The following is a 24893-nucleotide window of genomic DNA, read 5'->3' as shown; positions in this document are numbered from 1 at the left end:
GCGGCGGGCCCGCCGGCTGCGAGAACCGTCGAGTCGGCTTCCGAACGGCAGTAGAGTGGAGCGGTGAGCGCGCTGATCGGAACAGGGGTATCGACGCACGGCGACGCGCGCGTCGGCGCGATCGAGGCGGCGCACGCGGCCGGGCAGGCGCTGATGGGCCAGAAGGCCGATCTCGCGATCGTCTTCGCCTCCGGCGCGCATCTCGCCGCGCCCGAGGCGACGCTCGAAGGCATCCACGAGGCGCTGCGCCCGCCCGCGCTGATCGGCTGCGGCGCCGGCGGCGTGCTCGGCTGCGGCGCCGAGCACGAGGGCGGCACCGCCGTCGCCGTCTGGGCCGCCTCGCTGGGCGGCGGCAGCGCGACGACCTTCCACGCGACCGCGCAGCAGATCGACGAGTCGATCGCGGTGACCGGGATGGAGGACCTCGCCGGCGCGCGCGGCGCGATCCTGCTGCCCGACCCGTTCTCGTTCCCGACCGATGCGCTGCTGATGGACCTCGCGACGCGCGCGCCCGGCGTGCCGGTCGTCGGCGGCCTGTCGAGCGCGCGCACAGCCGAGGGGACGACGGCGCTGTTCCACGGCGACCGCGTCGTCGACAGCGGCGCCGTCGGCGTGCGGCTGGACGGGGTCGAGCTGCTGCCGTGCGTCTCGCAGGGCGCGACGCCGTTGGGGCCGGAGATGACGATCACGGCCGCCGAGGGCAACGTCATCACCGAACTGGCCGGCAGACCGGCGCTCGACCACATACGCAAGACGATCGAGCAGCTCGACGCGCGCGATCGGACGCTGATCGCCGGCGGCCTGCTGGTCGGCATCGTCGTCGACGGCGGCCAGCCCGAGTACGACCACGGCGACTTCCTCGTGCGCGGCCTGCTCGGCGCCGATCCGGTCGCCGGCACGATCGCGGTCGCCGCCAACGTCCAGCCCGGTCAGGTGCTGCGCCTGCACGCCCGCGACGCGGCCTCCGCCGACCGCGACCTGCACGACCAGCTGAAGCTGCGCGTCGACGCGCTCGGCGGCGCCCCCGCCGGCGCGCTCGCCTTCGCCTGCCACAGCCGCGGTCGCGAGATGTTCGGCGTCGCCGACCACGACGCCGGCCTGCTCGCCGACGAGCTCGCAGGAGCCCCCTCCGCCGGCTTCTTCGCCGCCGGCGAGATCGGCCCTGTCGGCGGCGCGAGCTTCATGCACAGCTTCACGGCGACGGTCGCGTTGTTCGCGTGATTTCTGCCGTCTTCGCGTAGATTGCAACGTCTTAGCGCATCAACTGATGCGCTAAGATCGGCGTATGGCGACGACACCCAGGCGACCGACCACCACATCGGCGCGCTCCGAACCGCGGGCTCCCCGCAGCGAGGGACCGCGGACGACGTTGCGCCTGCCCGACGAACTGGCAGCCGTTGCGGAGCAGTTCGCGGACGAGCTCGGCATCTCCCGCAACGACGCTCTGCTGCGACTCGCGACGCGCGGTGCGCGCATCTACACGCAGGAGCAGGCGATCGCCGCGCGCCGAGAAGCACGCTGGGCAGCCGTCGTTCCAGGAGGCGCCGTCGACGTGGACCTCACCAGACTCCCGTCGCCAGACGAAGCGGCAGCGGCAGTCCTGGCATTGCGCGACGCTGTCGAGCAGGCAGCCTGACACGCGTTGCAACCGTGACGGCATTGTGGGACACGACGCTCGCATCGCTCCTGCATCCCGGCAGTGAGACGCTGGAGTACGCGATCGAGCGATCTGCCGAAGGTCTCCCCGTGCGGATCGCCGCGCCGACGATCCTCGAGATCGCATACGGCTACCAACTCCAGACAGGGCGCGACGAACGGTACGGCGAACTGCTGTCGTGGTTCACGCGCCTGACCGCGAGCGAGACGCTGTCGATCGTGCCGGTCGACGGGCGGGCCGCGCTCGTCGCGGGCCGACTTCGCGGCGCGATGCCGCATCCACCAGGCAGACGCGATCGACGCTCGAAGACGATGCGACAAGCCTCATGGCTGCTGGACGTCCAAATCGCGGCGACTGCGTTCGCCGCCGGCCTCGACGTCGCGACGCGCAATCGCGTGGACTTCGAAGCGATCGCCGCGATGCTGACGCGGCTCTTCCCGACAGCGCCCGCGCTCGCTGTCGTCGACGGACCGCTCTGAAGCGCTTCGACCCGATGAAGGGCCGCCGTCTCGTCGCGTTTCTGGCAGGCTTGGGCGCATGACCGAGATTCAAGGCACCACAGTTCTGCTCACTGGCGCCAGCGGGGGCATCGGACAGGCGATCGCGCGGGCGCTGGCGGCGCGCGGGGCGACGCTGGTGCTGACCGGGCGGCGGGCGGAGGTGCTGGAGCCGCTTGCGCAGGAGCTGGGCGGGCGGGCGCTGTCGGTCGACCTCGCCGATCGTGCGGCGCCGGAGCGGCTGGTCGAGCAGGCAGGCGACGTGGACGTGCTGATCGCCAACGCGGCGCTGCCGGCCAGTGGGACGCTCGACGACTTCACGCTGGAGCAGATCGACCGCGCGCTCGACGTCAACCTGCGCGCGCCGATCGCGCTCGCGAAGCTGCTGGCCGGGCCGATGGCGGCGCGCGGGCGCGGGCACATCGTCTTCATCTCGTCGCTGTCGGGCAAGTCGGCGCAGCCCGGCGGATCGCTCTACTCGGCGACGAAGTTCGGCATGCGCGGCTTCGCGCTCGGGCTGCGCGAGGATCTGCGCGACAGCGGCGTCGGCGTCTCGACCGTCTTCCCCGGCTTCATCCGCGATGCCGGGATGTTCGCCGAGTCGGGCGTCGAGCTGCCGAAGGGCGTCGCGACGCGCACGCCGCACGACGTCGCCTCCGGCGTCGTGAGGACGATCGAGGACAACCGCGCCGAACTGGACGTGGCGCCGCTGAGCCTGCGTGTCGGCGCGACCTTCTCCGGCCTCGCGCCGGAGCTGTCGGCGAGCGTCAGCCGCAAGCTCGGCAACGCGAGGATCTCCGCGGCGATGGCCGCCGGGCAGCGCAACAAGCGGTAGGGGCTCGCGCCCGCTAGACGAGCTCCTCGCTGTGGACGGGCGCGAGCGTCCCGCGCGCGCGGGTGAGAGCGCATCACTCGCGGCGGGTGAGGGGGCGCCAGATACCGTTCGCCGGCATGAGCCTGAAGGTCCCTCTCGCCTACCCCGCCGCGATCCCCGTCGGCCACCACGTCGAGCTGACGTGGCGGCTGAAGCAGGGTGGTCTGCGCGGCAACAAGCTCGTCGAGCAGCCGTACGAGCCGTTCCTGATCGACCTCGACAGCGGCGTCCAGTACGCCCCGGAATGGCAGGTCGGCAGCTTCGGCACCTTCCGCAGCGGCGCCGTCAACGACTACGCGCCGGAGCCGCTCGTCGAGCAGCAGGTCACGCGCGTCGTACGCGGCCGCGTGCGCTCCTGCACGATCGTCCACGTCGGAATGGCGGAGCCGTATCAGCAGACGATCCTCGTGATCGAGCCGGACGCCTAGGACACCTCCGCCTCGATCAGGTCCGCCGCGCGCGCGGCGCCGCCCTCGCGCGCGATCTCGCCGCGCAACTGGGCCGCCCGCGCACGGACCTGCGGGTCGTCGGTCAGCTCCTGCAGGGCGGCTCGCAGGTCCTGCGGGGTCGCCTCGGCGGTCGCGAGCTGGCGCGCGACGCCCAGCTCGACGAGCCGCGCGGCGTTGGGGAACTGGTCGACCGCCTGCGGCAGCGCGATCATCGGCACGCCCGCCGCGAGCGCCTCCTTCGCGCTGCCCATGCCGGCGTGCGTGACGAACGCGCCCGCCTGCGCGAGCACCGCGAGCTGCGGCACGAAGCGGTGCAGCTCGACATTCGCCGGCAGCTCGCCCAGCTCGGCCGGCTCGACGTATCTGCCGATCGACAGCACGACGTGCCAGCCGTCGAGGCCGCCGAACGCCTCCAGGCAGGCGCGGTAGAACGCCGGCTGCTCGGTGAAGGCGGAGCCGAGCGAGATCAGCAGCACGCGGCTGCCGTCCGCGGGTCCCTCCCATGCCGCCTCGTCGCGGCCGGCGTCGACCGTCGCACCGACGAACGTGTAGCGCGTCGCGTCGACGCGGTCGGCGTTCGGCTGCAGCGCGCGCGGGATCAGCGCCAGGCAGCGCGGCGGGCGGCCGACGAACTCGTCGACCGACAGCGTGATCCCGTCCCGCGCGAGCCAGTCCGCGAAACGTGCCGTGTACTCGTCGTAGCCGTCGAGCGCGCGGACCGGCGCGAGCGCCTCCGCCATGTCCTGCTCGTAGCCCTCCCACGCGACGTAGGTCGGCGACAGCTGCACCGCCGGCACGCCCCAGCGGTGGGCCAGCACGCGCGCGTGGTAGGCGCCGATGTCGTACAGGAACCGCGTCGGCGAACTGCTCCGTGACGGCGTAGGTGACGCGATGCCCGCGCGCGCTCAGCTCGCGGATCACCGCGAGGCTCGGATTGACGTGGCCGTGCGCGGGCACGGCGAACATCGCGATGTGACGTGAATGCATTGGTGCTGTACTCCGTTTCGATTCAGTGGATGAATTCGAGAACGCAGGAGCGGGTCGCGCCCGGCGTGGGCGTGACCGGTCGGCTCACTGCAGCCGCGAGCGGCTTACAGGTACAGCGGGAGGTGCGGAGAGGCGAAACGCATGGATCGAGAGGGTACCGCCGATGATCCGGGCGCGTGCGGGATACCGTACTCGCCTCGATGGGCGTCGTCAGTCACTCCTCCGAACGGGCCGCGCTGGCCTATGACCGGCTCGGCAGCGGCGACCCGCTGCTGCTGTTGCACGGCCTCGGCGGGGAGCGGCACGTGTGGGAGCCGGTGCTCGCGCCGCTGGCCGAGCACCGGACGCTGATCGTGCCCGACCTGCCAGGCTTCGGCGCCTCCCCGGCGCTGCCGTCGGCGCTCACGCCGAGCCCGCCGCTGCTGGCGAGCGTCGTCGCGGACCTGCTCGACGAGCTGGGCCTCGGCGCGCCCGACGTGGCCGGCAACTCGCTCGGCGGCTGGGTCGCGCTGGAGCTGGCGCTGCGCGGCCGCGCGCGCAGCGTGACGGCGCTCTGCCCGGCCGGCTTCTGGTCGCGGCCGCTGGGCCCGCGCCGCGACACCGCGCGCAGAGCCGCGCGAGCGCTGCGCCCGCTGCTGCCGCTGCTGACGCACGTCGGGCCGGTGCGGCGGGCCGCGCTCGCGAGCACGGTCGCGCACCCCGAGCGCGTGCCGCCGCGCGCCGCGGCACGGATGATCGGCGCGTACGCCGACGCACCCGGCTTCGTCGCCGCGAACGCCGCGATGCGCGCCGGCCGCTTCGCCAGAATCGCCGACGTGCGCGTGCCGGTGACGCTCGCGTGGGGCGAGCGCGACAGACTGGTGAAGCCGCCGCGCGCGCTCCCGCTCGGCGTCACCTCACTGCTGCTGCCCGACTGCGGTCACCTGCCGATGTGGGACGACCCGGGGCTCGTGACGCAGGTGATCCTGACGGCCGCCGAGCGCGCTGCTGCGGCCTGACGGGCGCGGCCGAGCACGACGCGCGCTGCGCCGGCGCCGCGCGACCTCGTGTCAGGCCGCGTAACGCTGCTGCGCGCGGGCGCGGGCCTTGGCGGCCTCGATCTCGCGGTCCTTCGGCGGGGCGTTGGTCTCCAACGACGCGAGCAGCTCGCGCGAGGTCGCCGTGATCGCCTTCACGGCCGCTTCGAAGGCGGCCTCGTTGGCTCTCGACGGTCTCGTGAAGCCGCTGATCTTGCGCACGTACTGGACGGCCGCCGCGTGCACCTCGTCCTCGGTCGCAGGCGGCTCGAAGTTGTAGAGCGTTCTGATGTTTCGGCACATGCGACCGATTCTAGGAGCCGCACGGGCCGGCGCCAACCGCCGCGGACCGGACGCTGACCCGTCCTCGCGGGAGGTCCGCAGGATGACTGTCGTATGACAGCAGCGATCCTGCGGTCCTCGGCCGCAAGCGCTCAGCCGGCGAGTGCGGCGGTCGACGCACGGGCCAGCAGCCCGCGCCGGCGCAGCTCCGGGATCACGCCCTCGCCGACGCGGTAGACCTCCTCCAGGTGCGGATAGCCGGAGAGGATGAACTCCTCGATGCCGGCGTCGTGGTACTCGGCGATCAGGTCGACGACCTCGGTGTGGCTGCCGACCAACGCGGTGCCAGCGCCGCCGCGCACGAGGCCGACCCCGGCCCACAATCCCGGATAGACCTCCAGTGCGTCGGTTCTGCCGCCGTGCAGCGCGACCATCCGCGCCTGCCCCTCCGACTGCGACGCGCGCATGTTCGCCTGCGCCCGCGCGATCGAGTCGGGGTCCAGCCCGGCCAGCAGCCGGTCGGCGACCGCCCACGCCTCCTCCGACGTGTCGCGCGCGATCGCGTGCAGGCGGATCCCGAAGCGCAGCTCGCGCCCCGCCCGCTCCGCCGCCTCGCGCACGCGGGCGACCTTCTCCGCGACCGCGGCCGGCGGCTCGCCCCAGGTCAGGTACACGTCGGCGTATCTGGCCGCGACGTCGAGCGCGCCCGCGGAGGAGCCGCCGAGGTAGATCTGCGGCGCCACCGAAGGCGGATGGTGGACCTGCGCGCCCTCGACGTCGACGAACTCGCCTCTGAACGAGACCGGCTCGCCCTCCCACACGCCGCGCATCACCGCGAGGTACTCGCCCGCGCGGCGGTAGCGCTCCGTCTTGTCGAGGTGGTCGCCGAAGCGGCGCTGCTCGACGTCGTCGCCGCCCGTGACGACGTTGAGCAGCAGCCGGTTGCCGGAGACGCGCTGGAAGGTCGCCGACATCTGCGCCGCCAGCAGCGGCGAGACGAGGCCCGGCCGGGCCGCGATCAGGAACTTGAAGCGCTCGGTCGCCTGCGTCAGCGCGGCGGCCATCACCCAGCCGTCCTCGCACCAGCTGCTGGTCGGCATCAGCGCGCCGACGAAGCCGAGCTGCTCGGCGGAGCGGGCGATCTGCCCGATGTAGCCGATCGTCGGCGCGCGCACGGGCGCACCGCCGCCGTCGCGGTGCTTGTGCGCGCCGACCGCGTTGCCCTCCGACAGGTCGGTGCGCGAGTCGCCCGTCGTCGGCAGGAACCAGTGCAGGGTGACGGCCATCGTCCTTCCCCTCCTACTTCTCTGTCGTCGCGGTGTCGGCGGCCGCGGCGGCGTCGCCGCCGGCCGCGTCGCCGTAGACCGACTCGTCGACGACGTCGGTGAACGTGATTCTTCTCGGCAGCTCGCCCTCCTCGGCGAAGAGGTCGGCGAGTCTTTGCTGGCTATCGACGATCGCGGCGTCGAGCGGGACGATGTCCGACGCCTTTCTGACGGCGGTCACTCTCGTCACCTCCAGCGGCAGCCCGGCGTCCTCGCTCCACGCGGTCGCCCACTCGTCCGGGTTCTCGCCGGCCCAGTCCCACGCCGCCTGCAGCCGTCTCAGGTAATCCCTCAGCGCGGCGACCTTGGCCGGATCCTCGAGCGCCTTCGACGAGGCGATCTCGAAGCCGAGGCCGCTCTCGAACGGCTCGCCGGCGGCGATCTCTCTCGCGTCGAGCGTCAGCAGCGCCTGCTGCGCGAACGGATCCCAGACCGACAGCGCGTCGACCGAGCCGCTCTGGAAGGCGGCGAGCGCATCCGGCGGCGCGAGGAAGGCGAACTCGACGTCTCTCGTCGACAGCCCCTCGGACTTCAGCGCGTTGAGGATGAAGGCGTGGCCGGAGGTCCCTCTCGGGACCGCGATCTTCTTGCCCTTCAGGTCCGCGATCGAGGCGATGTCGGAGTCGGCCGGCACCAGCAGGCGGTTCTCCTGGCTGTCGCGCTCCTTCACGGCGGCGATCACGTTGAACGCGGCGCCGGCGGCGGCGCCGAAGATCGGCGGTGCGCAGCCGACCCAGGCGACGTCGATTCTGTCGGCGCCGGCGGCCTCCACCAGCGGCGGCCCGGCGACGAACGTCGACCATTCGATCTCGTACGGCAGGTTCTCCAGCTGGCCCGACTTCTGCAGCACGGCTCTGATCCCGTCGCGCTGAGTGCCGACGCGCAGCGTGACCTTCTCGCCGCCACCGCCGTCGTCGGACGCGACACCGGCAGCAGCGGTCGAACCGCCGCCGTCATCGGAGTCGCTGCCGCAGGCGGCGAGCGCGAGCGCCGCGAGGGCGATCAGCAGGAACGGGGCAACGACACGGCGCAGGGTGCGCGACATCGGCAGGCCTCCTCAGACCTTCGTTTGCGGACGGACGTACAGACGGGTACGGCGGTGCTGCGGTACGACGGGCGGCGCTACTCGGCGTCGTCGACGCCGAGGCGCTTGAGCAGGTCGCTGCGACGCGCGACCAGCTCGGGGTGATCGCGGCGACGGGGCCGCGGCAGGTCGAAGCGCTCGTCGTAGACGATCGCCCCGTCCTCGATCAGGAGCGTGCGGTCCGCCAGCAGCAACGCCTCTTCGACGTCGTGCGTCACGAACAGGACCGCGGGCCTGTGGCGCTCCCAGAGTTTGCGCACGAGCCCCTGCGCGGAGACGCGCGTGAGCGCGTCGAGCGCGCTGAACGGCTCGTCGAGCAGCAGCAGGTCGGGTTCTCGCACGAGCGCCCGCGCGAGCGAGACGCGCTGGCGCTGGCCGCCCGACAGCTGCCGCGGCCAGGCCGACTCGCGACCGTCGAGGCCGACCTCGGCGAGCGCCGCGACGCCGCGCGCTCGCGGGTCGGGGTCGCGCAGGCCGAGCGTGACGTTCTGCAGCGCGCTGCGCCACGGCAGCAGCCGCGGATCCTGGAAGACGACCGCGGGCGCGCGACCGGTCCGCATCTCGCCGGTCATGCCGTCGTCGAGACCCGCGAGCAGCCGCAGCAACGTCGTCTTGCCGCAGCCGGAGCGGCCCAGCACGGCGACGAACTCGCCGGGCGCGATGTCGAGGTCGATCGACCTCAGCACGACGCGGTCACCGAACGAGCGACCCGCGCCGCGCAGGCGTACGACTGGGTCGGCGGTCGTGCTGTGGACGGTCGTCGCAGTCGCCGTCATGCCCCCAGCTCCGAGTCCCGCCAGCGCAGCGCGCGGCGCTCCAGCGCGCGCACGATCGAGTCGGTCAGCAGCCCGAGCGCGGCGTAGCAGAGCAGCCCGACGACGATGATGTCGGTGCGCAGCACGTCGCGCGCGTTGTTGACCATGAAGCCGAGGCCGGCGCCGGCGTTGACCTGCTCGGCGACGATCAGCGCCAGCCACGCGATCCCGAGCGACTGACGGAAGCCGACGAGCGCGCCGGGCAGCGCGCCCGGGACGATGATGTGGCGCGCCCGCTCCCAGCGCGTCAGCCGCAGCGAGCGCGCGACCTCGATCAGCTCGGGGTCGATCGAGCGCAGCGCGGCGACGATGTTGAGGTACAGCGGGATCACGACGCCGAGCGCGATCAGCAGGACCTTCGGCGTCTCGCCGATCCCGAACCAGAGAATGAACAGCGGCACGAGCCCGAACAGCGGCAGCGTGCGGACCATCTGCATCGGCGGGTCGACGACCGCGTCGCCGAGCTTCGAGAGGCCGGCGATCGAGCCGAGCACGACGCCGGCGATCGAGCCGATCAGCAGGCCGACGAGCGCGCGCCGCAGCGAGACGCCGATCGCGTCGGCGAGCTGGCCGCTCTCGATCAGCTCGCGCGCCGTTCTGGCCAGCTCCAGCGGCGAGGCGAGCGTTCTCTCGTCGAGCACACCCGTGCTGCTGGCGAGCTGCCACAGCAGCAGGATCGCGAGCGGGCTGAGCCAGCGGATCGCGGTGTTGCGCCGCGGGCGCCAGGAGCGGCGGGCGCTGCGCGGCTGGATGGTGATCGCGGTCATGTGGGTGGCGCGCGGCCGCTCCCCTGAGGGCCGCACGGCCGCCAACATATCAATCCCGACCGGAATAAGCGAGTTAGTCGGAAATCCTCGAAATGGGCACCTTTTGCTTGAGCGAACGCGAGCGTTCGTGTTTCACCCACCGAAATTTTGGGGGTCGCTTTCAGTTCGACGAGAAACGTCCGAATACTCGGGTTGGCACCAAGCGCCGGTGCGCCAGATCCATCCGCTTTCTAGGAGTCCACCCCGCATGAAGCTCAACGTCCGGACGAAGCTGCTCGGCGGCTTCCTGATCGTGATCGCGCTGATGATCGCGATCGGCGTCGTCGCGATCACACGCATCAACACGATCAACAACGTCACGGGTTCCTTCGGTTCCGACGTCGTGCCGGGAACGCAGGCGATCGGCGACCTCAACCAGTCCTACTACTCGTACCGACTCATCCAGCTGCGTTATGCGACTGCCAACGAAGAGGGCAGACAGCCGTCGCTGATCGAGACCTACAGAGCGCAGCCGCCAGCGATCGACGCGCATCTCGCAAGACTCGCGAGCGTCGCGGGCAGCCCGGCGGAGAAGGCGCTCGTCACCAGACTGACCGAGAGCTGGAAGAGATACGAGAGAGACACCTTCCCCTCCAGAGAGCTGGCCGACAGCGGCAACGTCGCCGACGCCGTCACGCTGCTCTCCTCCGGCGCCGGCTTCGTCGACTTCAACGAGTTCAGAGCCGCGCTGGAGGCGCTCAGAGCGTTCCAGGTCAGAGAGAGCGCGACGGCCGTCGCGGACTCGAAGTCGAGCGCCTCGACCGCCCGCACCGTGATCATCGTGATGCTGGTGGCGGCCGCGCTGATAGGCATCGCGATCGCGCTCCTGCTGTCGCGGCAGATCGTCAACGGCGTGCGCCAGATGCTGGACGCCGCGCGCGGCATCTCGAAGGGCAACCTGCGCCAGAGCGTCGAGATCAGATCGCGTGACGAGATCGGCGAGACCGGCGAGGCGTTCGGGCTGATGATCGAGTACCTCGACGAGATGGCGACCGCCGCGCGCCGCATCGCGGCCGGCGACCTCGCCGTCGACGTGCGGCCGAAGTCCGACGACGACGAGCTGGGCATGGCGTTCAACGAGATGAGCGAGGAGCTGCGCACGGCGCTCGGCGACCGCTCCTCGCTGGAGCAGCTGATCGCCCGGATGGAGAGCCTCTCGACCAACGACCTGGCGGCGCTGGAGCAGGCGCTCGCCGCCGTCGCCGAGGGCGACCTGACGATCGACGCGACGACCGTCACCGGTCCGATCGACGCGGTCGAGGGCCTCGCCAGCGGCCGCCTGGCCGAGATCTTCAACATGATGCTCGCGCAGCTGCAGGCCTCGGTCGGCGGTTACAACGGCATGCGCACGAAGGTCGCCTCGCTGGTCGGGCAGATCGCGCAGGAGACGCAGGCCGTCGCCGCCGCCTCGCAGCAGATGGCGACGACGTCGGAGGAGTCCGGCCGCGCGGTCGGCGAGATCGCCAGCGCCGTCGGCGAAGTCGCCGCCGGTGCCGAGCGTCAGGTCCGCACCGTCGGCGAGGCGCGCGCGCTGACCGAGGAGGTCGTGACCGCGACCCGCGCCTCGGCCGACAACGCCGCCGAGACGGCCCGTGCGGCCGAGACCGCCCGCGGCGTCGCCGACCAGGGCGCGAGCGCGATCGCCGACGCGACCAACGCGATGGAGGCCGTGCAGGCGTCCTCGTCGGAGGTCACCTCGGTGATCCGCGACCTCGGCTCGAAGTCCGAGCAGATCGGCGGCATCGTCGCGACGATCACCGGCATCGCAGAGCAGACGAACCTGCTGGCGCTCAACGCCGCGATCGAGGCCGCCCGCGCCGGCGAGCAGGGCCGCGGCTTCGCCGTCGTCGCCGAGGAGGTCCGCAAGCTCGCCGAGGAGTCGCGCGGCGCCGCCTCGTCGATCTCCGGCCTGATCGACGAGATCCAGCGCGAGACCAGCCACGCCGTCGAGGTCGTCGAGAACGGCGCCCGCCAGACGCAGGACGGCGCCGCCACCGTCGAGCAGGCGCGCTCCTCGTTCCTGCAGATCGGCACGTCGGTCGAGGACATGACCGGCCGCGTCGAGCAGATCGCCGCCGCGGTCGGCGAGATCAGCGAGCGGGCGCAGCGGATGGAGGCCAACATGGCCGACGTCGTCTCGGTCGCCGAGCAGTCGTCCGCGTCGACCGAGCAGGTCTCCGCCTCGACGCAGCAGACCTCCGCCTCGACGCAGGAGATCGCCGCCTCCGCGCAGGAGCTGGCGAAGACCGCCGAGGAGCTGGAGCGGCTCGTCAGCCAGTTCAAGCTCGAGCACGCCTGACCCCACCGTCGCACCCCCTCAGCACCGCACCGACTGTCGCACCCGCAGCACCGCAGCACGGCACCGTCGGCGCGCTCTCGGACCCTCACGAGAGCGCGCCGACGCGCCACTTCCGGCTCGATTCGAGGCTTTTCGTTGCAATCACGCCCGATCACTGCCGACCACACGGGACAGCGCCCGTCCGTGTCCCCCTCCGTAGTCCGAACTTCCCCCGCTGAGGAGCACCTCCCCATGAGAATCAACGTCCGTACCCAGCTGCTCGGCGGCTTCCTCGTCGTGATCGTGCTGATGATCGCCGTCGGCGTGCTGGCGATAAGCCGCATCGGCTCGCTCGAAGACAGTGCCAAGGTCCTCGGCGACAACGCCGTCCCCGCGACCGAGGCGATCGGCGACATCCGCGAAGGCGTGATGACCCATCGCCTCGTGCAGACGCGCTGGGCGACCGCTGTCAACGCAGAGGACAGAAGAAGCCTCGAAGCGTCGATGTCGACCACGCCGGACACCGTCAACACCGCGATCGCGAGAGCGACCGCGCTGGCGGTCGACGCGCGCGACAGAGCCAACTACGCCGAGCTCAGAAGAGCGTGGGAGGACTACCAGACCGCGACGGCCGAGCCGCTCGCCAGATTCGTCGCCGACGGGCAGGTCGAGGACGCCGTCCTCGTGCTCAGCACGGGCGCCGGCAGAGACGCCTTCACGGCGCTCAGAACGGCGCTGGCCAATGCCGGCACGCACCAGAGAGAGCTGTCGCGCAGCACGGTCGCGGAGACGAACGACACCGCCTCCACCGCGCGCGTCGTGATCCTGATACTGCTCGTCGTGGCGACGCTCGTCGCGCTCGCGATCGCGCTGATCCTGTCGCGCCGGATCGTCGGCGGCGTGCGCCAGATGCGTGACGCGGCTCGCGGCATCGCCGAGGGCGACGTGCAGCAGACCGTCGAGATCAAGTCGCGCGACGAGCTCGGCGAGACCGGCGCGGCCTTCCGCGACATGGTCTCCTACCTCGAGACGACCGCCGACGCCGCGCAGCGCATCTCCGAGGGCGACCTGACCGTCGACGTGAAGCCGAAGTCCGACAGAGACGCGCTCGGCACGGCCTTCAAGGCGATGAGCGACGACCTCCGCAGCGCGCTCGGCGACCGCTCCTCGCTGGATCAGCTCGTCGAGCGGATGGAGAGCCTCTCGACGAACGACATCGCGGCGCTGGAGCAGGCGCTCGCCGCCGTCGCCGAGGGAGACCTGACCGTCGACGTCGCCTCCACGACCGGCCCGATAGAGACCGCCAACGGCCTCGCCCCCGGCCGCCTCGCGGAGATCTTCAACGAGATGCTCGCGCAGCTGCGCACGTCGGTCGACGGCTACAACGGCATGCGCGAGAAGATCGCCGCGCTCGTCGGCCAGATCTCGCACGAGACGCAGGCCGTCGCCGCCGCCTCGCAGCAGATGGCGACCACCTCCGAGGAGTCCGGCCGCGCGGTCGGCGAGATCGCCTCTGCCGTCGGCGAGGTCGCGGCCGGCGCCGAGCGTCAGGTCCGCACCGTCGGCGAGGCGCGCGAGCTGACCGAGGAGGTCGTCCACGCGACCCGCGCCTCGGCCGACAACGCCGCCGAGACCGCGCGTGCGGCGGACCAGGCGCGCGGCGTCGCCGACGAGGGCGCCGGCGCGATCGCCGAGGCGACGAAGGCGATGGAGGCCGTCCAGGCGTCCTCCTCCGAGGTGACCGCGGTGATCCGCGACCTCGGCGCCAAGTCCGGCCAGATCGGCGGCATCGTCTCCACCATCACCGGCATCGCGGAGCAGACGAACCTGCTGGCGCTGAACGCCGCGATCGAGGCGGCGCGTGCCGGCGAGCAGGGCCGCGGCTTCGCGGTCGTCGCCGAGGAGGTGCGCAAACTCGCCGAGGAGTCGCGCGGCGCAGCGTCGTCGATCTCGGGTCTGATCGACGAGATCCAGCGCGAGACCGGCCGTGCGGTCGAGGTCGTCGAGAACGGCGCCCGCCAGACGCAGGACGGCGCCGCCACGGTCGAGCAGGCGCGCACGTCGTTCCTGCAGATCGGCACGTCGGTCGAGGACATGACGAGCCGGATCGAGCAGATCGCGGCCGCGATCGGCGAGATCTCGCACAGCGCCGGCCGCATGGAGGCGAACATGGCCGAGGTCGTGTCCGTCGCCGAGCAGTCGTCCGCGTCGACCGAGCAGGTCTCCGCCTCGACGCAGCAGACCTCGGCCTCGACGCAGGAGATCTCAGCCTCGGCCCAGGAGCTGGCGAAGACGGCCGAGGAGCTGGAGCGCCTCGTCGCCCAGTTCAAGCTCACGCACGCCTGATCCACCCCAGCTGACGGTACCCCACGAAGGTCCCTCGATCCCACGGCCGCCCGCCCGCTGCACGACGCGGGCGGGCGGCCGGGATCAGCCCCTCTACCTCCTCAGCACCACGGCGGCGCTCGCGCGCTTCGCGGCGCCGCCGCGCTCGCTGCCGTGATGGCAGCCGAACGTCCGCGGCGCGCGGTTGATCCCGCGTTCAGGATTCATGCAGATCGACCGATAAGGGGCTCATGACTCCCATCAACGCCACCGACGTCGTCGGCCGCGCCTTCGCGATCTACAAGGAGCACGCCGCGCCTCTGCTCGCGGCGGCGTTTGCGGTCTTCTTCATCACCGCCGTCGCCTCGTTCGTGCTCGACCACGGTTTCCTGCTGATCCTGGTCGCGTACGTGATCTCGCTCGTCGCCCACACCTTCTACAAGGGCATGGTCGTGAGACTCGTCGACGACGTCCGCGACGGGACGCTCGACGCGTCCGTCGGAGACCTCTTCCGCAGCGTCGCACCGGTCGCGGTACCGCTTCTGCTCGCCTCGATCCTGCTCGGCATCCTGATCACGATCGGCCTCTTCATCGTGATAGTGCCCGGCCTCTTCCTGATGACGATCTGGGCGGTGGTCGCGCCCGCGATCGTGCTCGAGGGCCGCGGCGTCTTCGACGGCATGAGCCGCAGCTGGGAGCTGGTGAAGGGCAACAGCTGGCAGGTCTTCGGCGTGATCGTGATCATCTTCCTGCTCGAGTTCGGCCTCGGCATCGTCGGCGCCGCGATCGGCGCGATCGGCGGCGACGTCACGCGCGCGATCGTGCAGCTGGCGGTCGTCGTGCTGGTCGCGCCGCTGTCGGCGCTGGCGACCTCGGTGCTCTACTTCGCGCTGCTGGACGCGCACGGCACGGTCCCGACGCCCGCAGCATCCGCCACGACGCTCTGATTGCACGTGCAGCGTGGTGCCGTGGCGGGTAGGACAACCGCCATGGCACCAGGCGGCACAGCGGTCGCGATCAAGCTCGGCGAGCGCGTCGTCGAGGTCTCCAAGCCGGAGAAGGCGCTGTTCCCCTCGGGCGTCACGAAGCTCGACCTCGCGCACTACTACGAGCGCGTTGCGGAGACGATGCTGCCGCACATCGCCGACCGGCCGCTGAACGTGCAGCGCTTCCCTGACGGCGTCGGGCACCAGGGGATCTTCCAGCAGCACCTGCCGTCGCACTTCCCCAACTGGATCGACCGCATCGAGGTGCCGTCCGCGAGAGGCCCGGTGACGCACGTCGCCGCCGCCGATGCCGCGACGCTCGTCTACCTCGCCAACCAGGCCTGCATCACGCTGCACGCATGGCTGTCACGGCGCGACCGCCTCGACCGCCCGGATCGCATGATCGTCGACCTCGACCCCAGCGGCGGCAACGCCGACGACGTGCGGCGCGCCGCGCTGACGTTCGGCGCGCTGCTGCGCGACGAGCTGGAGCTGACGCCGTTCGCGCTGGCGACCGGCTCGCGCGGCTTCCACGTCGTCGTGCCGCTGCAGCGCCGCCACGACTACGAGGAGGTGCGCGAGTTCGTGCGCGACGTCGGCCGCGTCGCCGTCGCGCGCGACCCCGACGGGCTGACGCTGGAGCAGCGCAAGACCAAGCGCGGCGGCCGGATCCTCGTCGACGTGCTGCGCAACGCCTACGGCCACACCGCCGTCGCCCCCTACTCCGTCCGCGCGCTGCCCGCCGCGACCGTCGCGACGCCGCTGCGGTGGGACGAGCTGGAGGACCCCGCGACCCGCCCCGACCGCTGGTCGGTCCGCTCGCTCCCCGCCCGCCTGACGCGCCTCGGCAGCGACCCCTGGGCGACGATCGACGACGCCCCGCATGCCCTCGGCCAAGCCCGCAGATCGCTCGACGCGCTGCTGGCGGACGCCGGCCTCACCTGAGGTTCGCCGCGAGCTGCCAGCGGGCGACCGGCCTCACCGGAGGGCGATCACGTCGCGGACGCGTTCAGACGGTCGACGGGACGCGCGCCTACCGCCGCGCTTCCTTGAACGTCTTCTTCGGCACGAGGTCGAGCATCACGTAGTTGCCGTCTTCGCGGCGCTCGGCGAAGCCGGTCTGGGAGAGGCGCTTCAGGACCACGGGGCAGCGCTTGCAGCGGGGTCTGGACTTGCAGCACTTCTTCTTCGGCTTGACCGGCTTGAAGGGCTCGCGATGCTTGTGCGCCTTCGCCATGGGTGAGATGAGTGTAGGCGGCGGGGTAGGGTGCCCTCATATGGCGCCGTTCACGTCCTCACTCGCCGAGCAGCTCGCGCCCGACCTGCTCGATCGCTTCCTGCGCTACGTGCGCGTCTCGACCCAGTCCGACCGCGACTCGGACAGCCGGCCGAGCACGCCCGGGCAGCTCGACCTCGGGCACATGCTGGTCGAGGAGCTGCGCGCGCTCGGGCTCGACGACGCCGAGCTGCTCGACGGCGGCTACGTGATGGCGACACTGCCCGCGCGCGGCTGGAGCGGCGACGGCGAGCCGCCGGTCGTCGGGCTGATCGCGCACGTCGACACCAGCCCCGACGCGCCCGGCGACGGCGTCGAGCCGATCGTCCACCGCGGCTACGACGGCGGCATCATCGCGCTGCCGCGCGGCGGCACGCGGCTCGACCCCGAGCAGATGCCGGAGCTGCAGGGCAAGCAGGGCCACGACCTGATCACCTCCAGCGGCGACACGCTGCTCGGCGCCGACGACAAGGCCGGCGTCGCCGAGATCATGGCCGCCGTCGCGCACCTCGTCGCGACCCCCGACGCGCCCCGGCCCACCTTGCGGATCGGCTTCACCGTCGACGAGGAGATCGGCCGGGGCGGGATCCACTTCGACGTCGAGCGCTTCGGCGCGCGCTGCGCCTACACGGTCGACGGCTCGACGCTCGGCGAGCTGCAGGACGAGACCTTCACCGCCGCCGAGGCGATCCTCACGATCACCGGCGTCGAGGTCCACCCCGGCTTCGCGACCGGCAAGCTCGTCAACGCGCTGCGGCTCGCCGGGCGCGTGCTCGCGGCGCTGCCGTCGGACACGCTCACGCCCGAGACGACGAGCGGCCGCGAGGGCTTCATCCACCCGTACGAGATCAGCGGCAGCGCTGGCGAGGCGACGATCCGCGCGATCGTGCGCGACTTCGAGGACGAGCTGCTGGCGCAGCACGTCGAACTGCTGCGCAGCACCGCCGAGGAGATCGTCGCGAGCGAGCCGCGAGCGACGTTGGAGATGACCGTCACGCAGCAGTACCCGAACATGCGCGACCACCTCGCCGGCACGCCCGAGGTCGTCGAGCTGGCGGAGCTCGCGCTGCGCGCGGAGGGGATCGAGCCGCTGCGCACGCCGATCCGCGGCGGCACCGACGGCTCGCTGCTGAGCGCCCGCGGGCTGCCGACGCCCAACCTCTTCACGGGCGGGCACGAATACCACTCGGTGCGCGAGTGGGCCTCGCTGCACGAGATGGCCGCCTCGGCGGCCACGCTCGTGCGGCTCGCCGAGCAGTGGGCGCGGGGCCAGGACTAGGACCACCGACGACGACGCGGCCGGCGAGTGCCGGCCGCGTCGGTGCTGCTGCTCGCTCGCTCCAGTGCCTCTAGCGGTTCAGCGTGAACTGCGCGACGAGCCGCTCCAGCTCCTCCGCGGTCTTCGCCAGCTCCTGCGCCGACGCCGAGATCTCCTGCGAGGAGGCCGACGTCTGCTGCGTGGAGGCCGAGACCTGCTCGGTCGACGCGGACGACTGCTCGGCGACCGAGACGACCTCGGCCATGTTGTCGCCCATCTGCCCGGCGCGCTCGGAGATCTCGCCGACGGCGGCGGCGATCTCCATGATGCGCGCGTTCATGTCCTCGACGCTGGTGCCGATCCGCAGGAACGCCTCACGCGCCTCCTGGACCGTGCCGACGCCGGCCTCGATCTGCGAGCCGCTCGCCTCGACGCCCTCGACCGCGGTGCTCGTGTCGCGCTGGATCTCCTCGACCAGGCCGGCGATCGAGGAGGCCGCGCCGCGCGACTCCTCGGCCAGCTTGCGGACCTCCTCGGCGACGACGGCGAAGCCGCGCCCCTGCTCGCCCGCGCGCGCCGCCTCGATCGCGGCATTCAGCGCAAGCAGGTTCGTCTGCTCCGCGATGCCGGTGATCGTCGACACGATCCCGCCGATCTGGTTCGACTTCGCGCCGAGGCCGCGCATCGCCTCGGTCACCTCGCCGGACACCTGCACGAGCGCCTGCATGCCCTCGGTCGCGCGGGCGATCGTCTCGGCGCCCTCCTCCGCGACGGTGCGCGCCTGCTCGGCGGCGTGCGCGGTGCGGTCGGCGTTGTCGCTCGAGGAGCGGGCGGCGGTCACGACGGCCTCGCCGACCTCGCGCGCCTCGCCGACGGTGCGGACCTGACGCTCGGCGCCGGCGGCGACCTCGCCGACGGCAGAGGCGATCTCGCCGATCGCGCGGCCGGTCTCCTCCGACGTCGTCGCCATCTGCTGCGAGGCGGCCGCGACGGCCTGCGTCTCGTGCGAGATCTGCAGCAGCATCGCCGCGACTCTCTCGCGCATCTCGTCGTAGCCGCGGACGGAGTCCTGCAGCTGCGCGAGCATCGCGTTGAAGATCTCGCCGAGGCGACCGAGGTGGTAGCCCTCGTCCGCCGCCAGCGCGACCGTCGTGCTCGTCGCCTCGACCGTCAGGTCGCCGCTGGCGACCGCTTCCAGCGCCGCCTGCAGCGCCGCCAGGTCGCGCGTGGAGAGCGTCTCCATCCGCTCGACGAGCGCCTCCAGCGACGATCTGTCGCCGAGCGCCTCGCGCAGCTGCTGGGTCATCTCGGCGAACGCTATGCCAAGCGCGTCTCTGTCGGACTTCGGCTCCACCGAGACGGTCAGGTCGCCGGCCGCGATCGACTTTGCCGCGGTCGCCGTCTCGTCGAGGTAGGAGATCATGTCGCGGAAGGCCGCGCCGGCGTCGCCGAGCTCGTCGCGCGATCTGATCTCGACGCTCTGCTCGACGTCGCCCTTCGCGATCCCGCGCGCGGCGCGCACGAGCTGCTTGATGCCGTTGGAGATCGTCCCGCCGGCCACCAGCGCGATCGCTATGCCGATCACGGCCGCTATCGCCAGCAGCACGAGGATCATCGTGCGGCCGTCGCTGACCGTGTTCTCGGCGTCGTTGGTCTGCGCTATCGACTGTCTTCTGAGGCCATCGTTGAGCGCGACCAACTGCGCGACCGTTCTGTCGTAGGCGGTTCTGCCGGCGCCCTCCTTGATCGTCGCGATCGCGGTCGTGTAGTCGTTTCTGTCCGCGGGCGCCTTGAAGCCCTCGGTGACGGCGACGTAGTCGCCCCACGCCGCCTGGAACGCTCTCACGACCTCGGCCTGTCTCGTGCCTCTCGCATGGCTGGCGAGCGAGTCGATCGATCTCTGCATCGTGGCGACGTCGGTGTCGAGCGATCTGGTGATCGTCGCGCGTTCTCTCGGCGTCGCGATCACATAATTGAGCTGATCGAAGCGGTACAGGAAGATGTAGGCGTTGATCGAGCCGACGTCCTGCAAGCTCGGCGCGACGTCTGAACCGAACTCCTTGACGTTGTCGTTGACCGCGCCCATGCGCGAGATCGCGACGAAACCGATCACGACCATCAGGCCGATGACGACGAGGAAGCCGCTGAGCAGCTTCGTGCGGACGGTGAGCTTCACGGGGGGCTTCCTTCGGACGCGGGGGATTCGGACTAGCCGGGGTGATCGGCTGCCGGACCTCCGGCTGAAGCGTCGGAGGCGCCTCAGACCGATCGCCGTTGCAGCGGTGAATCGCCTGCTACCAGGCAGATTCCAGTGGCTGGAACGCGGTTCGATCGTGGCGCGCCAACGCGCTGTCGAGCACGCCTGCAAACGACTGCAGCTGGCGCGCACTCCGATCGCGCCGACGACCAACTAGCCTCGTGGCCCTCATGACGCGCTCCGCTCGATGGCTCGGACTCGCCGCAGTGGTCGCCGCCGTCGCGTGGGCGCTGGACCGCATCGGCCTTCCCTCCGCGACGCTCTTCGGCGCGCTGCTGGTCGGGCTCGCGGTCGCGTTGCGCGCACCCGGCCGCTTCGACGTCGCGCCGCGCGTGGCGCACGCCGCGCAGGGCGCGACCGGCGTCGTGCTCGGCTCCTACCTGCAGTCGTCGTCGCTGGAGGCGCTCGCGCACGACTGGCTGCCGGTCGCGCTCGTCAGCGCCGCGACGCTCGTGCTGAGCCTCGTCGCCGGCCACGTGATGGCGCGCACGACCGACGTCGACGAGCCGACCGCGGCGCTCGGGATGGTCGCCGGCGGCGCCTCGGGGATCGTCGCGATGGCGAACGAACTGGGCGCCGACGACCGCATCGTCGCGTTCATGCAGTACGTGCGCGTGCTGCTGATCGTGCTGACCACGCCCTTGATCGTCGCGCTCTTCTTCGGCGACCACCACGCCGCCGCCGCGACCGCGCAGACGAGCGGCCCGTTCCTCGGCGCGCCGCTCGACTGGCTGATGACGCTCGGGATCGCGGTCGCCGGAGTCGCGCTCGGGCAACTCGTGCGGCTGCCGGTCGCGACGCTGATGGGGCCGCTGCTGCTGGCGTCGGTGCTGGCGCTGACGCTGCCGAGCGGCACGGTCGAGGTGCCGCCGCTGCTGCGCGAGGCGGCGTTCGCGATGATCGGCCTGCAGGTCGGGCTGCGCTTCACCGTCGAGATGGTGCGGCGACTGGGCCGGCTGCTGATGCCGGTGCTCGTGTCGGTCATGCTGCTCTGCATCGCCTGCTTCGGACTCGCCGCGGCGCTCGCGGCGACGACCGGCGCGACGCTGCTCGACGCCTACCTCGCGACGACCCCGGGCGGCCTCTACGCGGTGCTGGTGGCGGCGGTCGGGACCGGTGCCGACACGACCTTCGTCGTCGCGGTGCAGACGCTGCGACTGCTGGTGATGATCGTGCTGGCGCCGTTCGCGGTGCGGCTGCTGCTGCGACGCTACGGGGCGCGCGCGGCGGCTTCGCGGTAATCGCCGCTTCAGCCCGCGCGGTGCGTGGGAGGATCAGGTCATGGCCTCCACCTACATCGCTGCCGCGGACCGCTACGACACGATGCAGTACCGCCGCTGCGGGCGCAGCGGCCTGCTGCTGCCGGCGATCTCGCTCGGCCTGTGGCACAACTTCGGCGACGATCGTCCGGTCGACACGCAGCGCGCGATCCTGCGACGGGCGTTCGACCGCGGCATCACGCACTTCGACCTCGCCAACAACTACGGGCCGCCGTACGGATCCGCCGAGACCAACTTCGGCCGCATCTTCGCTGAGGACTTCCGTACGCATCGCGACGAGCTGATCATCTCGACGAAGGCCGGCTGGGACATGTGGCCCGGTCCCTACGGCGAGTTCGGCTCGCGCAAGTACCTGCTCGCCTCGCTGGACCAGTCGCTGACGCGGATGGGCCTCGACTACGTCGACGTCTTCTACTCGCACCGCTTCGATCCGGACACGCCGCTGGAGGAGACGATGGGCGCGCTGCACAGCGCGGTGCAGCAGGGCAAGGCGCTGTACGTCGGGATCTCCTCCTACGGCGGCGAGCGCACGCGCGAGGCCGCGCGGATCCTGCGCGAGCTGGGCACGCCGCTGCTGATCCACCAGCCGTCCTACTCGATGCTCAACCGCTGGATCGAGCGAGATCTGCTCGACGTGCTCGGCGAGCTGGGCGTCGGCTCGATCGTCTTCACGCCGCTGGCGCAGGGGATGCTGACCGACCGCTATCTGAACGGCATCCCGGCCGACTCGCGCGCGGCGCGCGACGACTCGCTGGACCGCGGGTGGCTGACCGAGCAGACGCTGAACGAGATCCGCGCGCTGAACGAGATCGCCGCCCGCCGTGGCCAGTCGCTCGCGCAGATGGCGCTCGCGTGGACGCTGCGCGACCCGCGCGTGACCTCGACCGTCGTCGGCGCCTCCAGCGTCGCGCAGCTCGACGACAACCTCGGCGCGCTGCAGCGGCTCGACTTCAGCGCCGCGGAGCTGGCCGAGATCGACCAGCACGCGCACGACTCCGGCGTGAACCTGTGGGCGGAGTCGGCTGAGGTCGAGTGAGAGGCCGGGCGCGCTCGCCGATTAGATGGGACCGGCCGGGCTTGCGCCCGGCCGGTTGCCCCCGGTCATGGATCACCACTAACTGCAAACGTCCCAGGACTTGTGTCTTGATGCCTGGGCAACTGGACACTCCCGACCTCCTGGACAGGCCGCCGGCCGCAAGGCCGGCGCGTTGCCTGGACGAGCCCCGAAGGGTTCCGGTCGAGTGGGCAATCCGCCGGTCCGATCACTCTAGCGCCAGCGCGCGGGCGGCGTCGGTCAGGGTGTCGATGCGCCCGGCCGCGGCGCTCAGGCGGCCGCCGCAGGTCGCCCGCTCGCGATCGCGTCCAGCAGCGCGACGGTCTCCTGCGGGAGCGTCAGCATCGGCCAGTGGCCGGTCTCCAGCGTGGCATGGTCCCAGCCGGGCGTGTCGTCGCCGATCGGCGACGGCAGCATCCGTCTCGTGCACGTGACGTAGGTGCGCGGCAGCGCGGCGGCAGCGGGGTTGTCGAGCGTGAGCGCCTCGCCGAAGGTCGCGAGCGGATGGCTGACCGCGCCAGCGGCCAGCCAGGCGCGATCCTCCGCGCTGATCTCGTTGCCCGGGAAGTGCGCGTCGAGCGTCTCGTCGTCGAACCACGGCAGGCGCGTCGGGTCGCCTCCGGCCGCCGCGGTCGCGCGGATCGACTGCTCGAACTCGGGCCCCGCCGCCGCGAACATCGAGACGCCGGCGGTGGGGATCTCGGCGTCGAGGTAGACCAGCCGCGCGATCCGCTGCGGCACGCGCTCGGCGACGCCGCGGATCACGTTGCCGCCGTACGAGTGAGCGACCAGCACGACGTCGTTGAGGTCCTCCTGCTCCAGCATCCTGACGACGTCGACAACGTGCGTCGAGAGATCGACCTGCGAGACGTCGGCGTCGCGATCCTCCTCCCTGAGCCCGCTCAGCGTGACCGAGTGGACGTCGTGACCGGCCGCCTGCAGCTGCGGCGCGACGCGGGACCAGAGCCAGCCGCCGACGCCGACGCCGGGGACGAGCACGATGGTGGCCATCAGAACTGCTCCTTCGTTGGTGGGTGCTGGGAACGTCATAGCGCAGCCGGCGTTGCGCCGGCCGTTTCGGCGCTGCTGACGGAGGACCGCAGCTCTACTACCGCTCAGCAGCAGCGAACTGCCGGTCCTCGCTCAGGCGGGCGTCGTCGCGAGGCGCCGCGGCGGACATGCGTACGGGCGGCCTGCTCCGAGCAGGCCGGCTGCGCTGCGATCTCAGGCGCCTCCGCACGCGCTAGCGTGAGCGCATGGCTCCCCTTCAGCTCGGCGTCTTCGTCGTGCCCGACGCGCAGGAGGTCGAGCGGACGCTCGCGCTCGTCGCGGCGGCCGACGCGGCCGGCCTCGACCTCGTCGGCGTGCAGGACCATCCCTATCAGCGCCGCTTCCTCGACACCTGGACGCTGCTGTCGTTCCTCGCCGCCAGCACCGAGCGGATCCGGCTCGTGACCGACGTCGCGAACCTGCCGCTGCGCCCGCCGGCCGTGCTGGCGAAGGCCGCCGCGTCGCTGGACGTGCTCAGCGGCGGACGCGTCGAACTGGGCCTCGGCGCCGGCGGCTTCGCGGAGGCGATCGCGGCGATCGGCGGGCCGGAGCGCTCGCGCAAGGAGTCGGTCGACGCGCTCGAGGAGGCGATCGCCGTGATCCGCCTGATGTGGAGCGGCGAGCGGTCGGCCTCGTTCGCGGGCGAGCACTACACCCTGCGCGGCGTGCATCCCGGACCGCAGCCATTGCATCCGATCGGCATCTGGCTGGGTGCATATGGCCCGCGGATGGTCAGACTGACCGGCCGGCTCGCGGACGGGTGGCTGCCGAGCGTCCCGCGGATGCCGCTGGAGGAGGTCGGCGTGCGCCAGCGGTGGATCGACGAGGCTGCCCGCGCGGCCGATCGCGACCCGGCCGCGATCGTGCGACTCGCGAACGTCAACGGCGCGATCACCGACGGCGACCGCGACGGCTACCTGCGCGGCCCCGCCGAGCAGTGGATCGAGCAGCTCAGCGAACTGCGTGACAGATATCGCTTCGACGGCTTCGTCTTCTGGGGCGACGGCGACCCGCGCGACCAGCTCGCCCGCTTCGCCGAGGAGGTGGCGCCGGCGTTGCGCGAGCGGTTCGGGTAGCTGCAGCGGCGCGGCTGCTGCACCCCGCTTGGAACCTGTTCTTACTGCGACGGCACGTCCGAGTGCTGGTCGGTGTCGCCCAGCGCGGTGTCGGAGTCGCCCGGCGCGCCGGGCAGAGTGTCCTTGTCGTCGCCGTCTCTGGCGCCGGGCTTGTCGCCTCTGAGACCGGAGGCGGGCTTGCCGGCGTCGTCGTCGCGCTTCTCGTCGTCCTGTGTCATGCACAGTCAGCTACCCGGCCCGCCCACGTCGCACGCACATCGC

23 protein-coding genes and 1 pseudogene are annotated in these 24893 nt (G+C 71.8%); 14 read left to right on the top strand and 10 right to left on the bottom strand.

Going from position 1 to position 24893, the window contains the following annotated elements:
• Positions 1-63 precede the first annotated feature (63 nt).
• The 5 genes from Q7L65_RS08995 to Q7L65_RS08975 all read left to right on the top strand — a co-directional run bounded on the left by Q7L65_RS08995 (position 64) and on the right by Q7L65_RS08975 (position 3456).
• The gene (locus Q7L65_RS08995; RefSeq protein WP_304720534.1) at positions 64-1221 is read left to right on the top strand and encodes an FIST N-terminal domain-containing protein; all 1158 of its coding nucleotides are present in this window, start codon (positions 64-66) and stop codon (positions 1219-1221) included.
• 64 nt (positions 1222-1285) lie between these two features.
• On the top strand, positions 1286-1636 hold the full coding sequence (locus Q7L65_RS08990; RefSeq protein WP_304720533.1) for a hypothetical protein: 351 nt from the start codon (positions 1286-1288) through the stop codon (positions 1634-1636).
• A 14-nt stretch (positions 1637-1650) separates the two neighbouring features.
• On the top strand, positions 1651-2136 hold the full coding sequence (locus Q7L65_RS08985; RefSeq protein WP_304720532.1) for a type II toxin-antitoxin system VapC family toxin: 486 nt from the start codon (positions 1651-1653) through the stop codon (positions 2134-2136).
• A gap of 58 nt (positions 2137-2194) precedes the next feature.
• The gene (locus Q7L65_RS08980) at positions 2195-2989 is read left to right on the top strand and encodes an SDR family oxidoreductase (protein WP_304720530.1); all 795 of its coding nucleotides are present in this window, start codon (positions 2195-2197) and stop codon (positions 2987-2989) included.
• 116 nt (positions 2990-3105) lie between these two features.
• Positions 3106-3456, top strand: coding sequence for a hypothetical protein (locus Q7L65_RS08975; RefSeq protein WP_304720529.1), 351 nt, complete (start codon positions 3106-3108; stop codon positions 3454-3456).
• Here Q7L65_RS08975 and Q7L65_RS08970 read toward each other — a convergent pair.
• A pseudogene (locus Q7L65_RS08970) lies at positions 3453-4464 on the bottom strand (macrolide family glycosyltransferase). The gene Q7L65_RS08975 and the pseudogene Q7L65_RS08970 sit on opposite strands and share 4 nt — an antisense overlap.
• Positions 4465-4664: 200 nt before the next feature.
• On the opposite strand from Q7L65_RS08970, the gene Q7L65_RS08965 reads away from it, so the two are divergent.
• Positions 4665-5462: an alpha/beta fold hydrolase gene (locus tag Q7L65_RS08965; protein ID WP_304720528.1), complete on the top strand. Its 798-nt coding sequence runs from the start codon at positions 4665-4667 to the stop codon at positions 5460-5462.
• A 51-nt stretch (positions 5463-5513) separates the two neighbouring features.
• On the opposite strand, the gene Q7L65_RS08960 is transcribed toward Q7L65_RS08965, so the two are convergent.
• The 5 genes from Q7L65_RS08960 to Q7L65_RS08940 all read right to left on the bottom strand — a co-directional run bounded on the left by Q7L65_RS08960 (position 5514) and on the right by Q7L65_RS08940 (position 9753).
• Positions 5514-5783, bottom strand: coding sequence for a DUF2277 domain-containing protein (locus Q7L65_RS08960; RefSeq protein WP_304720527.1), 270 nt, complete (start codon positions 5781-5783; stop codon positions 5514-5516).
• A gap of 131 nt (positions 5784-5914) precedes the next feature.
• Positions 5915-7048: an LLM class flavin-dependent oxidoreductase gene (locus tag Q7L65_RS08955; protein ID WP_304720525.1), complete on the bottom strand. Its 1134-nt coding sequence runs from the start codon at positions 7046-7048 to the stop codon at positions 5915-5917.
• A gap of 13 nt (positions 7049-7061) precedes the next feature.
• Positions 7062-8132: an ABC transporter substrate-binding protein gene (locus Q7L65_RS08950; RefSeq protein WP_304720523.1), complete on the bottom strand. Its 1071-nt coding sequence runs from the start codon at positions 8130-8132 to the stop codon at positions 7062-7064.
• Between the two features lie 77 nt (positions 8133-8209).
• Positions 8210-8947, bottom strand: coding sequence for an ABC transporter ATP-binding protein (locus Q7L65_RS08945; RefSeq protein WP_304720522.1), 738 nt, complete (start codon positions 8945-8947; stop codon positions 8210-8212).
• Complete coding sequence (locus tag Q7L65_RS08940) at positions 8944-9753, bottom strand: ABC transporter permease (protein WP_370552542.1); 810 nt, start codon at positions 9751-9753, stop codon at positions 8944-8946. The genes Q7L65_RS08945 and Q7L65_RS08940 overlap by 4 nt, the downstream gene beginning before the upstream one ends.
• Positions 9754-10000: 247 nt before the next feature.
• On the opposite strand from Q7L65_RS08940, the gene Q7L65_RS08935 reads away from it, so the two are divergent.
• The 4 genes from Q7L65_RS08935 (at position 10001) to ligD (ending at position 16326) form a co-directional block, all read left to right on the top strand.
• Positions 10001-12091 (top strand): methyl-accepting chemotaxis protein, encoded by a 2091-nt coding sequence (locus tag Q7L65_RS08935; RefSeq protein WP_304720519.1) that lies wholly within the window; start codon positions 10001-10003, stop codon positions 12089-12091.
• Between the two features lie 231 nt (positions 12092-12322).
• A complete protein-coding gene (locus tag Q7L65_RS08930) occupies positions 12323-14416 on the top strand; it encodes a methyl-accepting chemotaxis protein (protein ID WP_304720518.1) in 2094 nt (697 codons plus the stop codon).
• A gap of 230 nt (positions 14417-14646) precedes the next feature.
• The gene (locus tag Q7L65_RS08925) at positions 14647-15342 is read left to right on the top strand and encodes a hypothetical protein (protein ID WP_304720517.1); all 696 of its coding nucleotides are present in this window, start codon (positions 14647-14649) and stop codon (positions 15340-15342) included.
• A 42-nt stretch (positions 15343-15384) separates the two neighbouring features.
• Entirely contained in the window at positions 15385-16326 is a 942-nt protein-coding gene (gene ligD / locus Q7L65_RS08920) for a non-homologous end-joining DNA ligase (RefSeq protein ID WP_304720516.1), read from the top strand.
• An 88-nt stretch (positions 16327-16414) separates the two neighbouring features.
• Here ligD and Q7L65_RS08915 read toward each other — a convergent pair whose 3' ends face one another.
• The gene (locus tag Q7L65_RS08915; protein ID WP_304720515.1) at positions 16415-16618 is read right to left on the bottom strand and encodes a hypothetical protein; all 204 of its coding nucleotides are present in this window, start codon (positions 16616-16618) and stop codon (positions 16415-16417) included.
• Between the two features lie 40 nt (positions 16619-16658).
• Between Q7L65_RS08915 and pepT the strand changes: the two genes are divergently transcribed.
• Positions 16659-17936, top strand: a complete 1278-nt coding sequence (gene pepT, locus Q7L65_RS08910; RefSeq protein ID WP_304720513.1) for a peptidase T — start codon at positions 16659-16661, stop codon at positions 17934-17936.
• A 70-nt stretch (positions 17937-18006) separates the two neighbouring features.
• Here the strand turns inward: pepT and Q7L65_RS08905 are convergent, their stop codons facing one another.
• Complete coding sequence (locus Q7L65_RS08905) at positions 18007-20091, bottom strand: methyl-accepting chemotaxis protein (RefSeq protein ID WP_304720512.1); 2085 nt, start codon at positions 20089-20091, stop codon at positions 18007-18009.
• A gap of 251 nt (positions 20092-20342) precedes the next feature.
• Here Q7L65_RS08905 and Q7L65_RS08900 point away from each other — a divergent pair, with 251 nt between their 5' ends.
• Both Q7L65_RS08900 and mgrA read left to right on the top strand, forming a co-directional pair.
• The gene (locus Q7L65_RS08900; protein ID WP_304720511.1) at positions 20343-21413 is read left to right on the top strand and encodes an AbrB family transcriptional regulator; all 1071 of its coding nucleotides are present in this window, start codon (positions 20343-20345) and stop codon (positions 21411-21413) included.
• A 40-nt stretch (positions 21414-21453) separates the two neighbouring features.
• Positions 21454-22488: an L-glyceraldehyde 3-phosphate reductase gene (mgrA, locus tag Q7L65_RS08895; RefSeq protein WP_304720510.1), complete on the top strand. Its 1035-nt coding sequence runs from the start codon at positions 21454-21456 to the stop codon at positions 22486-22488.
• Positions 22489-22776: 288 nt separating this feature from the next.
• Here mgrA and Q7L65_RS08890 read toward each other — a convergent pair whose 3' ends face one another.
• A complete protein-coding gene (locus Q7L65_RS08890) occupies positions 22777-23517 on the bottom strand; it encodes an alpha/beta fold hydrolase (protein ID WP_304720508.1) in 741 nt (246 codons plus the stop codon).
• 245 nt (positions 23518-23762) lie between these two features.
• Between Q7L65_RS08890 and Q7L65_RS08885 the strand changes: the two genes are divergently transcribed.
• On the top strand, positions 23763-24632 hold the full coding sequence (locus tag Q7L65_RS08885) for an LLM class flavin-dependent oxidoreductase (RefSeq protein ID WP_304720507.1): 870 nt from the start codon (positions 23763-23765) through the stop codon (positions 24630-24632).
• 41 nt (positions 24633-24673) lie between these two features.
• On the opposite strand, the gene Q7L65_RS08880 is transcribed toward Q7L65_RS08885, so the two are convergent.
• Positions 24674-24850, bottom strand: a complete 177-nt coding sequence (locus tag Q7L65_RS08880; RefSeq protein WP_304720506.1) for a hypothetical protein — start codon at positions 24848-24850, stop codon at positions 24674-24676.
• Between the last annotated feature and the right edge of the window lie 43 nt (positions 24851-24893).

It is taken from the genome of Conexibacter sp. CPCC 206217 (assembly GCF_030646165.1).
Lineage (GTDB): Bacteria > Actinomycetota > Thermoleophilia > Solirubrobacterales > Solirubrobacteraceae > Conexibacter.
This window is presented reverse-complemented; position numbering and strand designations above follow the sequence as displayed.

Bases quoted from the DNA above. Each gene is read 5' to 3' on its own strand.
- Q7L65_RS08940 (WP_370552542.1), bottom strand. From the start codon at position 9,753: ATGACCGCGATCACCATCCAGCCGCGCAGCGCCCGCCGCTCCTGGCGC.
- Q7L65_RS08960 (WP_304720527.1), bottom strand. From the start codon at position 5,783: ATGTGCCGAAACATCAGAACGCTCTACAACTTCGAGCCGCCTGCGACC.
- mgrA (WP_304720510.1), top strand. From the start codon at position 21,454: ATGGCCTCCACCTACATCGCTGCCGCGGACCGCTACGACACGATGCAG.
- Q7L65_RS08980 (WP_304720530.1), top strand. From the start codon at position 2,195: ATGACCGAGATTCAAGGCACCACAGTTCTGCTCACTGGCGCCAGCGGG.
- Q7L65_RS08930 (WP_304720518.1), top strand. From the start codon at position 12,323: ATGAGAATCAACGTCCGTACCCAGCTGCTCGGCGGCTTCCTCGTCGTG.
- Q7L65_RS08915 (WP_304720515.1), bottom strand. From the start codon at position 16,618: ATGGCGAAGGCGCACAAGCATCGCGAGCCCTTCAAGCCGGTCAAGCCG.
- Q7L65_RS08950 (WP_304720523.1), bottom strand. From the start codon at position 8,132: ATGTCGCGCACCCTGCGCCGTGTCGTTGCCCCGTTCCTGCTGATCGCC.
- Q7L65_RS08890 (WP_304720508.1), bottom strand. From the start codon at position 23,517: ATGGCCACCATCGTGCTCGTCCCCGGCGTCGGCGTCGGCGGCTGGCTC.
- Q7L65_RS08900 (WP_304720511.1), top strand. From the start codon at position 20,343: ATGACGCGCTCCGCTCGATGGCTCGGACTCGCCGCAGTGGTCGCCGCC.
- pepT (WP_304720513.1), top strand. From the start codon at position 16,659: ATGGCGCCGTTCACGTCCTCACTCGCCGAGCAGCTCGCGCCCGACCTG.
- Q7L65_RS08925 (WP_304720517.1), top strand. From the start codon at position 14,647: ATGACTCCCATCAACGCCACCGACGTCGTCGGCCGCGCCTTCGCGATC.
- Q7L65_RS08880 (WP_304720506.1), bottom strand. From the start codon at position 24,850: ATGACACAGGACGACGAGAAGCGCGACGACGACGCCGGCAAGCCCGCC.
- Q7L65_RS08965 (WP_304720528.1), top strand. From the start codon at position 4,665: ATGGGCGTCGTCAGTCACTCCTCCGAACGGGCCGCGCTGGCCTATGAC.
- Q7L65_RS08885 (WP_304720507.1), top strand. From the start codon at position 23,763: ATGGCTCCCCTTCAGCTCGGCGTCTTCGTCGTGCCCGACGCGCAGGAG.
- Q7L65_RS08945 (WP_304720522.1), bottom strand. From the start codon at position 8,947: ATGACGGCGACTGCGACGACCGTCCACAGCACGACCGCCGACCCAGTC.
- Q7L65_RS08990 (WP_304720533.1), top strand. From the start codon at position 1,286: ATGGCGACGACACCCAGGCGACCGACCACCACATCGGCGCGCTCCGAA.
- ligD (WP_304720516.1), top strand. From the start codon at position 15,385: ATGGCACCAGGCGGCACAGCGGTCGCGATCAAGCTCGGCGAGCGCGTC.
- Q7L65_RS08935 (WP_304720519.1), top strand. From the start codon at position 10,001: ATGAAGCTCAACGTCCGGACGAAGCTGCTCGGCGGCTTCCTGATCGTG.
- Q7L65_RS08975 (WP_304720529.1), top strand. From the start codon at position 3,106: ATGAGCCTGAAGGTCCCTCTCGCCTACCCCGCCGCGATCCCCGTCGGC.
- Q7L65_RS08955 (WP_304720525.1), bottom strand. From the start codon at position 7,048: ATGGCCGTCACCCTGCACTGGTTCCTGCCGACGACGGGCGACTCGCGC.